At 66.8% G+C, this 6,164-nt stretch carries 5 protein-coding genes and 2 tRNA genes; 1 reads left to right on the top strand and 6 read right to left on the bottom strand.

All coding sequences use genetic code 11. From position 1 onward, the window contains the following. Positions 1-88: 88 nt before the first annotated feature. From clpX to ACFVXE_RS16050, 5 genes are all read right to left on the bottom strand, one after another. Positions 89-1,387: an ATP-dependent Clp protease ATP-binding subunit ClpX gene (gene clpX / locus ACFVXE_RS16070; protein WP_389671758.1), complete on the bottom strand. Its 1,299-nt coding sequence runs from the start codon at positions 1,385-1,387 to the stop codon at positions 89-91. Positions 1,388-1,544: 157 nt separating this feature from the next. Beyond that, the gene (locus tag ACFVXE_RS16065) at positions 1,545-2,237 is read right to left on the bottom strand and encodes an ATP-dependent Clp protease proteolytic subunit (RefSeq protein WP_266985683.1); all 693 of its coding nucleotides are present in this window, start codon (positions 2,235-2,237) and stop codon (positions 1,545-1,547) included. A gap of 50 nt (positions 2,238-2,287) precedes the next feature. Further along, the gene (locus ACFVXE_RS16060; protein ID WP_389671800.1) at positions 2,288-2,893 is read right to left on the bottom strand and encodes an ATP-dependent Clp protease proteolytic subunit; all 606 of its coding nucleotides are present in this window, start codon (positions 2,891-2,893) and stop codon (positions 2,288-2,290) included. A gap of 286 nt (positions 2,894-3,179) precedes the next feature. Then, positions 3,180-4,556: a trigger factor gene (tig, locus tag ACFVXE_RS16055; RefSeq protein ID WP_389671757.1), complete on the bottom strand. Its 1,377-nt coding sequence runs from the start codon at positions 4,554-4,556 to the stop codon at positions 3,180-3,182. 150 nt (positions 4,557-4,706) lie between these two features. Then, positions 4,707-4,783: transfer RNA gene (locus ACFVXE_RS16050), tRNA-Pro, on the bottom strand. A 165-nt stretch (positions 4,784-4,948) separates the two neighbouring features. Here ACFVXE_RS16050 and ACFVXE_RS16045 point away from each other — a divergent pair. Then, positions 4,949-5,022 (top strand) — tRNA-Gly (locus tag ACFVXE_RS16045). 281 nt (positions 5,023-5,303) lie between these two features. On the opposite strand, the gene ACFVXE_RS16040 is transcribed toward ACFVXE_RS16045, so the two are convergent. Further along, positions 5,304-6,002 carry an SDR family oxidoreductase gene (locus ACFVXE_RS16040; protein ID WP_389671756.1) on the bottom strand — a complete coding sequence of 233 codons (699 nt, stop codon included), beginning with the start codon at positions 6,000-6,002 and terminating at the stop codon, positions 5,304-5,306. Between the last annotated feature and the right edge of the window lie 162 nt (positions 6,003-6,164).

Genomic DNA, 6,164 nt, shown 5'->3' with positions numbered 1-6,164 from the left:
CAATCCACACAACCCGGGGGCCATGGCAGGGGGCGCCGGCGGGTTGCCGGGCGGGGCGCCCCTTCGTGTACGTCGTGCTGCGGAACCGCTACGCGGACTTCTCGTGGCGGCCGCCGTCGTTCTTGCCGATCGTGCGCGGCTCACGCGGGACCAGCGTCGGGTTGACGTTGTTGCGGACCACGTCCGCCGAGATGACCACGCGGGCGACGTCCTTGCGGGACGGCACCTCGTACATCACGGACTGGAGGACTTCCTCCATGATGGCCCGCAGACCACGCGCGCCGGTGCCGCGCAGGATCGCCTGGTCGGCGATGGCCTCCAGGGCCGGCCGGTCGAAGTCCAGCTCCACACCGTCGAGTTCGAAAAGGCGCTGGTACTGCTTCACCAGCGCGTTGCGCGGCTCGACGAGGATCTGCAGCAGCGCCTCGCGGTCCAGGTTGTGGACCGAGGTCAGCACGGGGAGACGGCCGATGAACTCGGGGATCATCCCGAACTTCACCAGGTCCTCCGGCATGACCTCCTGGAACTGGTCGCTCGCCTCGATCTCGCGCTTGGAACGGATCGTCGCGCCGAAGCCGATGCCCTTGGCACCCGCCCGCGATTCGATGATCCGCTCCAGACCGGCGAAAGCACCGCCCACGATGAACAGCACGTTCGTCGTGTCGATCTGGATGAACTCCTGGTGCGGGTGCTTCCGGCCGCCCTGCGGCGGTACGGAGGCGGTGGTGCCCTCCAGGATCTTCAACAGGGCCTGCTGGACGCCCTCACCGGAGACATCGCGGGTGATCGACGGGTTCTCGCTCTTGCGGGCGACCTTGTCGATCTCGTCGATGTAGATGATCCCGGTCTCGGCCTTCTTGACGTCGTAGTCCGCGGCCTGGATCAGCTTCAGCAGGATGTTCTCGACGTCCTCGCCGACGTAGCCGGCCTCCGTCAGCGCCGTCGCGTCGGCGATGGCGAACGGAACGTTGAGCATGCGGGCCAGCGTCTGCGCGAGGAGCGTCTTGCCGGAGCCCGTGGGGCCCAGCAGCAGAATGTTGGACTTGGCGAGCTCGATGGCGTCGTCACGGCCCTGCGCGCCGCCGTTCTCGCCCGCCTGGACCCGCTTGTAGTGGTTGTACACAGCGACCGAGAGGGCCTTCTTCGCGGGCTCCTGCCCGACGACGTACCCCTCGAGGAACTCGTAGATCTCACGCGGTTTGGGAAGTTCCTCCCACCGCACCTCGGAGGTCTCGGCGAGCTCCTCCTCGATGATCTCGTTGCAGAGATCGATGCACTCGTCGCAGATGTACACACCGGGTCCTGCAATGAGCTTCTTCACCTGCTTCTGGCTCTTTCCGCAGAACGAGCACTTGAGCAGGTCGCCGCCATCACCGATGCGTGCCACGAGGTGCTTCCCCTTCGCCTGGGAGCAGCTTGGTGCAGCGGCTCCTGGTGCCTCTATCCGACGGTACCTTGCCTGGCCCCCCGTTCGGGCCCCCCTTGGCACGGTTCACACGGCCACGACCGCGTGAACCGACCGCGCCAAGGGGTAAAGACCGACGTCAGGCCATCGCTCCGGCCGCGCTCTTGCGGGTGGAGACGATCTGGTCGACGAGACCGTACGCGAGGGCGTCCTCGGCGGTAAGGATCTTGTCGCGCTCGATGTCGTCACGGATCTTCTCCAGCGGCGTGGTGGAGTGCTTGGCCAGCATCTCCTCCAGCTGGGTGCGCATCCGCAGGATCTCGTTGGCCGCGATCTCCAGGTCGGAGAGCTGCTCACGGCCGGTCTGCGAGGACGGCTGGTGGATCAGGACGCGGGCGTTCGGCAGCGCCATGCGCTTGCCGGGGGTGCCCGCGGCCAGCAGGACCGCGGCGGCGGAGGCCGCCTGGCCCATGCACACCGTCTGGATGTCGGGCTTCACGAACTGCATCGTGTCGTAGATGGCGGTGAGCGCCGTGAACGAGCCGCCGGGGCTGTTGATGTAGATCGAGATGTCACGGTCCGGGTCCATCGACTCCAGGCACAGCAGCTGCGCCATGACGTCGTTGGCGGACGCGTCGTCGATCTGCACGCCGAGGAAGATCACGCGCTCCTCGAAGAGCTTCGCATACGGGTCGTACTCGCGCACACCCTGCGAGGTGCGCTCCACGAAGCGCGGAACGATGTACCGGTTGTCCACCTGCGGGCCGGTGTAGAGGCCGCTGGCGGATGCGCCGGGGAGGCCGGGGTAGTTGCTCATGTCGGTGTTCACCATCCTGGTGGCGTTCTGTGGGCTGAGGGCTGCGGGCTGGGTGGGCAAGGGACTCAGGCCCCGGTGCCGCCGCCGCCCGGAACGCCCGATGCGGCGGAGATGATCTCGTCGATCAGCCCGTACTCCACGGCCTCCTCCGCCGTGTACCAGCGGTCGCGGTCGCCGTCGCGGATGATCGCTTCCACGGTCTGGCCGGAGTGGTGGGCGGTGATCTCCGCCATCCGCTTCTTCGTGCGCAGCAGGTACTCGGCCTGGATCTTGATGTCCGAGGCGGTGCCGCCGAGGCCGGCCGAACCCTGGTGCATGAGGATGTCGGTGTTCGGGAGCGCGAAACGCTTGCCCGCAGCGCCACCGGTCAGCAGGAACTGGCCCATCGAGGCCGCCATGCCCATACCGATGGTGACCACGTCGTTCGGGATGTACTGCATGGTGTCGTAGACCGCCATGCCCGCCGTCACCGAGCCGCCGGGGCTGTTGATGTAGAGGTAGATGTCCTTGTCCGGTTCGGCGGCAAGGAGAAGCAGCTGCGCCGTGATCTTGTTGGCGATGTCATCGTCGACCTGCTGACCCAGGAAGATGATGCGCTCGCCGAGCAGTCGGCTGTAGACCTGGTCGCCGAGGCCACCACCGAGGGACGGCTCTCCGGCGGCGTAAGGCATCAGATTCGTCACGTATCCACCTGCTCGTCTCTGACGGCTCCGGCCGTCTCAGCGTCTTCGTACCGGGCGGGCAGGGACTCCCCTGCCCTTCCTATTCATGGACCCTAACGCGCAGGTGGGACAACGCCATCCCGCTTCCGCAACTGTTCGCTGGGAGCGCAAGCCGGCAGTGCGCACAAGGGTTCTGCGGGGCCGGGCGGGGCGCCGCGCGGATCGCGCCGCGATACGACGACGGGCTCCGGACGCGAGTGCGTCCGGAGCCCGTCGTGCGGGTTCAGCGCGAGGCTCAGGCCTCGGTCTTCTCCTCGGCGTCGGCCTCGGCGGCCTCGACCGTCCCGGTGGTCTCTTCCTCGTCGTCCTCCAGCTCGACGACCTCACCGTTGGTGTCGACGACCTTGGCGGCCTCGACGACGACGGCGAGCGCCTTGCCGCGGGCGACCTCGCCGACGAGCATCGGCACCTGGCCACCCTCGACGACGGCCTGGGCGAACTGGTCGGGGCTCATGCCGGAGGAAGCAGCACGCCGCATGAGGTGCTCGGTGAGCTCCTCCTGGTTGACGTTGAGCTTCTCCTTGTTGACGAGCTCGTCAAGGATGAACTGGGTCTTGATGCCCTTGACGGCCTGCTCGGAGGTCTCGGCCTCGAACTCCTCGACCGTCTTGCCCTGGATCTCCAGGTACTTCTCGAGGGTCAGACCCATCTGGCCGAGCTGGTGGTGCTCCAGGTTGTGCTTGCGGGTCTGGACCTCGTCCGCGAGCAGCTTCTCCGGGATCGGGACCTCGGCGAGCTTCAGAAGCTCCTCGAGGACGCGCTCCTGGGCCTGGGTGGCCTGGTCGTACTGCTTGGTGTTCTCCAGGCGCTTGCGGCTGTCCGCCTTGAGCTCGTCGAGGGTGTCGAACTCACTCGCCATCTGGGCGAACTCGTCGTCCAGCTCCGGAAGCTCACGCGCGGCGACCGCGGTGACCTTGACGGTGACCTCGGCCTCCTTGCCCTCCGCCGAGCCGCCCTTCAGCTCGGACGTGAAGGTGGCCTCGCCACCCGCCTCCAGGCCGGTGACGGCGGCGTCGATGCCGTCGAGGAGCTCGCCGGAACCGATGGTGTACGAGACACCCTCGGCCACGCCGTCCTCCAGGACCTCACCGTCGACCTTGGCCTGCAGGTCGATCGTCACGACGTCGCCCTCGGCGGCGGCGCGCTCGACCGGGTTGGTGGAGGCGAAGCGCTCGCGGAGCTGCTCCACGGCCTTCTCGACCTCTTCGTCGGTGATCTCGAGGGCGTCCACGGTGACCTCGATGCCGGAGTAGTCCGGGATCTCGATCTCGGGGCGCACGTCGACCTCGGCGGTGAAGGCCAGCAGCTCGCCGTCCTTCAGCTCGGTGATGTCGACCTCGGGCTGGCCCAGGACGTTGAGCTCACCCTCGTTGACAGCCTCGGTGTAGAACTTCGGGAGGGCGTCGTTGACGGCCTCCTCCAGCACGGCACCACGGCCGAACCGCTGGTCGATGACGCGGTTGGGGATCTTGCCCTTACGGAAGCCCTTCACCGTGACCTGCTGGTTGATCTTCTTGTACGCCGCGTCGAGGCTGTCCTTGAGCTCCTCGAAGGGCACCTCGATGCTGAGCCGAACCCGAGTCGGGTTCAGGGTCTCCACGGCGCTCTTCACGGTTCGGTCTCCTTGGTGGCTGACTTCTTGGGGTTCTGCTCGGCCACCGGACAGCGGCTCCGCGGATCGAGCCCGGTACATCAGACACACGGGCACGCATTTTGCATAGTAACGGCAAGGGGGATGACTCCCACAATGCGATCTTGCTGGTGGTCGGGGTGGCCGGATTCGAACCGACGACCTTCCGCTCCCAAAGCGGACGCGCTACCAAGCTGCGCCACACCCCGTCGGTGCGACACGTAGGGTACATGCAGACAGGCGGTGCACAGGCCGCTTTTCGGAGTCGCCGCGGAACACGGCACCCGGTGCCGCAGTCAGGTGTGCGGACACCGTCCGGGACCCGCTACGATGCTCCTCGTGCCGCGGTCCCGGTGATCCGTGGCGCGACGCTTGCGGGCGTAGCTCAATGGTAGAGCCCTAGTCTTCCAAACTAGCTACGCGGGTTCGATTCCCGTCGCCCGCTCCATGCCACTCAGGGCCAGGTCAGAGGTTCATCCTCCAACCTGGCCCTGATGCGTTTGCGCGCTCCACCTGGACGCCAGGGACCACGCCCGCTCCACGGTGTGTGGGTCGACGGCGGACGGGATGGGAGCTGGGGTGAGTGGCGGCTGAGGAAAAGCGTTGGGCGGGTGGAGACGAGCCGGGCCACCGTCTTCAATGCCCTCGACGAGAACGCGCTGAGATTCGACCCTCCAGGTCAGAGTCGACGGGCTCACCCGTTCCCCTGACCACGGCGGGCTCGGGCCGTCACCGATTGGCGTACAGCGTCTCCAGTTCCCCCGAGAGTGCGGCACGTACGTTGCGGGTGGTCTCGTCGACGAGCACTTCGGGTTCGTCATGGAGCAGCGCCGTCATCGTCTTCTCGGCCACCTCGGAAGCAAGGATCTTCGGGGAGTCGATATCCGCCGCCAAGTCGGTGTCGACATAGCCGGCATGTACGCCGACCACCAGCGTGCCCTGCTCCCGCAACGCCAGTCGGAAGGCATTCGTCAGCGACCACTGAGCGGACTTGGAGGCCGCGTAGCTCGGAAACTGCCTGTTGGCCACCCACGACGCCACGGACAGCATATTGACCAGCGCTCCGCCGCCATTGGCGGCCAGTACGGGCGCGAACGCACGCGAGACAGCCCAGGTGCCGAAGTAGTTGACCTCCATCTCGCGCCTGGCACCGTCGAACGACCCCTCGAGAAGGGACGGACCACCAGTGACCCCGGCATTGTTGATGACGATGCTGACATCATCGGCGGCACGTGCTGCTGCAGCGACCTGCCCCTCGTCGGTGACGTCCAGTCGCAGCGAAACAAGCCCAGAGCCCCGGATGGTCTCCGGTTCCCGGACACCGGCGTAGACCTTGGCGGCGCCGTGAGCGAGCAGTGCCTGGGCGAAGGCCGACCCGATGCCACGGTTGGCTCCGGTGACAAGGGCTACCGAACCCTTGATGTCCATGATCACCCTCCTTGCCTGCAAATGCGGAGGAATCCTTTCTTCTGACGCTAGGCCCCGGACTGCGGCTGGTCCACCGCAACCTGACTGCACCTGTGTCGGTGCCTTTGCGCACTCGATGGCGGCCCCGGCTGATCGGACCTCAGGGACGAAGAGGCTCTGCGC

Origin of the sequence: Streptomyces sp. NPDC058231 (assembly GCF_042882275.1) — a bacterium.
Taxonomy (GTDB): domain Bacteria; phylum Actinomycetota; class Actinomycetes; order Streptomycetales; family Streptomycetaceae; genus Streptomyces.
This window is presented reverse-complemented; position numbering and strand designations above follow the sequence as displayed.

Excerpts from the sequence above, each read along its gene's own strand:
- ACFVXE_RS16060 (WP_389671800.1), bottom strand. The coding sequence starts at position 2,893 with ATGCCTTACGCCGCCGGAGAGCCGTCCCTCGGTGGTGGCCTCGGCGAC.
- ACFVXE_RS16065 (WP_266985683.1), bottom strand. The coding sequence starts at position 2,237 with ATGGTGAACACCGACATGAGCAACTACCCCGGCCTCCCCGGCGCATCC.
- ACFVXE_RS16040 (WP_389671756.1), bottom strand. The coding sequence starts at position 6,002 with ATGGACATCAAGGGTTCGGTAGCCCTTGTCACCGGAGCCAACCGTGGC.